General features: G+C 48.5%; 1 protein-coding gene. It reads right to left on the reverse strand.

Features of this window, described 5'->3' with window-relative positions:
* Nucleotides 1–1,077: alpha-xenorhabdolysin family binary toxin subunit A (locus tag J5M71_RS25980; RefSeq protein ID WP_207838294.1), on the reverse strand; the 1,077-nt coding region annotated here is incomplete at both ends.

The following is a 1,077-nucleotide window of genomic DNA, read 5'->3' on the forward strand; positions in this document are numbered from 1 at the left end:
GATTTTCAGCGCTTGCGATACATCGCGATCCTGTTGCAGCGTCGCGACCCATTGCTGCGAGGTGGCCCGATCATAAGGAGTGCTCATTCCGTTGCGGGTGACTTTAAGGTCTTCAGATCGCTCCGAAAGCTTGTTGAAGATGCCCTTGAGTTCGAACTCCATATCTTCATGAATCTCTTCCTCATCGTCTGGACTGGGAAGTTCCACCTGATAACCCTTGAGCTTGGCTTGCGCACGTTGCAGATAGATGATGTTAGCCTGTGCCTGATCACGAATATCGAATGTTGCTCTCTGAACAGCGACACAGAGCTCATTCATGCTGCTGACTGTTCCCGGTAAATAATCGAACTGCTCAAACAGCATTTGCGCCGTGGTATTTTCGGCTTGAATCACGCCAGCGTGATTACGCAACGCCGCGATATTGACTTCCGGATAAGCTGAATGACTTTTTAGCGATAGCATGACGGTCTTGCTCCTGAATGTTTGAAGGCTGCTTCCATACTCTTTGTCAGCCGCTGCAAATACACCGAGCAGTTGATCGGCACTGACTTTGATCTGCTCCCACGGATCAATTACCCCGAGTAGCTGATTTTTGAATTTCCTCAAGGAAGTAGCTTCTTCGAGGAGGTTTATGTCATTGACGGACGCACTGATGTAAGTACTCAGCGCGTTCCAAACCAGCATCAGATTTTGTGTAGCAACTTCAGCTTCGATCGCAACATAGCTGAGGTTTTGCAAGTCGTCGCGCACTTTGTTCAAGGAACTCAGTGTCTGGTTCTTGCTGGCCATTTTCTGGTTGTCAGCTTGCTGCTCGTCCTTGAGTCTGTTTCGCTCCTTGCGAATTTTCTCTGCTTTCACTCCTTGATAAATACCGAGAATCAAGCCGCCGATATTCAGAGTTGCTGCAGCCTTGATCGCTTCCTGGACTAATTGATCATACTGCTTATTAAGTTCATCAATATCCTTCGAGCGCTGGTCGATCACAGCTTGTAGCACCTGAATATCCGCCTGATAGGTGTTCTTCGAGACGAACTCCAATCGCAGCCTGATTTCCGGTAACACTTTCTCGCGCATGTC

The organism is Pseudomonas sp. 43(2021) (genome assembly GCF_017490805.1).
Taxonomy (GTDB): Bacteria; Pseudomonadota; Gammaproteobacteria; order Pseudomonadales; family Pseudomonadaceae; genus Aquipseudomonas.